General features: G+C 74.9%; 1 protein-coding gene. It reads left to right on the top strand.

The window, feature by feature from the left end:
- The first annotated feature begins 156 nt into the window (after positions 1-156).
- Positions 157-1,155, top strand: a complete 999-nt coding sequence (locus AOK23_RS37095; protein WP_055716886.1) for an iron-containing redox enzyme family protein — start codon at positions 157-159, stop codon at positions 1,153-1,155.
- Positions 1,156-1,194 lie beyond the last annotated feature (39 nt).

A 1,194-nucleotide genomic window follows, 5' to 3' on the forward strand; every position in this document is an offset into this window, starting at 1 on the left:
ACCCAGGGCGTGCCCCCCGGCCCCCTGCGCCCGGCCGCGCCCGTGGGCCCGCGGGGCACGCCCTGGGTCGTTCCGGCGCAGGTCGCGTGCCGGGGTGCCGGGCGGGGTGTCCGATCTTCGGGTGACTAATGACGTGTCCTGGGGTACCCGGCGCGCATGGATGTCCGGTCGGAGGAACCGTCGCTGCCCGAGGGGAGGGGCGGGATCTCGGATGCCCTCGTGGAGTGCCTGCGAGGGGGCGGGCCGCCGCCCGACGGGCGGGAGGTCGCGGGGGCCGACCCGTTCGGCGAGGATCTGCAGCTCGCGCTGTACCTCTGCTACGAGCTGCACTACCGCGGATTCGCGGGCGTCGCCGACGACCGCGAGTGGGACCCGGAGCTGCTGCGGTTCCGGGCCTCGCTGGAGCGGCCGTTCCTGGAGGCCCTGCGGGCCGTCGCGACCCGGCACGAACGCGCTGACGAGGCGCTGGACGAGCTGCTCGTGGAACCCGTGAACGACACGGACGGCACCGGCGTCAGCCGGTTCCTCGCGGACGAGGGCGAGCTGTGGCAGCTGCGGGAGTACGCCGCCCAGCGCTCCCTCTACCACCTGAAGGAGGCCGACCCGCACGCCTGGGTGCTGCCCCGGCTGTGGGGGCGGGCGAAGGCCGGGATGGCCGCCGTGGAGTTCGACGAGTTCGGCGGCGGCCGGGCCGACCGGGTCCACGCCCGTCTCTTCGCCGACCTGATGACGGACCTGGGGCTCGACCCGTCCTACGGCCGCTACGTGGACGTGGCCCGCGCCGAGACCCTCGCCCTCGTGAACCTGATGTCCCTCTTCGGGCTGCACCGGTCCCTGCGCGGCGCCCTCGTCGGCCACTTCGCGACCGTCGAGATCACCTCCTCCCCCGCCTCCCGGCGGCTCGCGAAGGCGATGCGGCGGACGGGGGCCGGTGCCGCCGCCGAGCACTTCTACACCGAGCACGTCGAGGCCGACGCCGTCCACGAGCAGGTCGTACGGCACGAGGTCGTCGCCGGGCTGCTCACGGAGGAGCCGCACCTGGACGCCGACGTGGCGTTCGGCGTGGACGCCACGAACCATCTGGAGGACGTTCTCGCCGACCGCTTCCTCGACGCCTGGCGGGCCGGCCGGTCCTCGCTGCGGGTGCCCGTCTGACCCCGCCCCCGCACGGCAGCCGTTCGGCACCCGCTCGAC

Source organism: Streptomyces torulosus (genome assembly GCF_001419765.1).
Classification (GTDB): Bacteria; Actinomycetota; Actinomycetes; order Streptomycetales; family Streptomycetaceae; genus Streptomyces; species Streptomyces torulosus.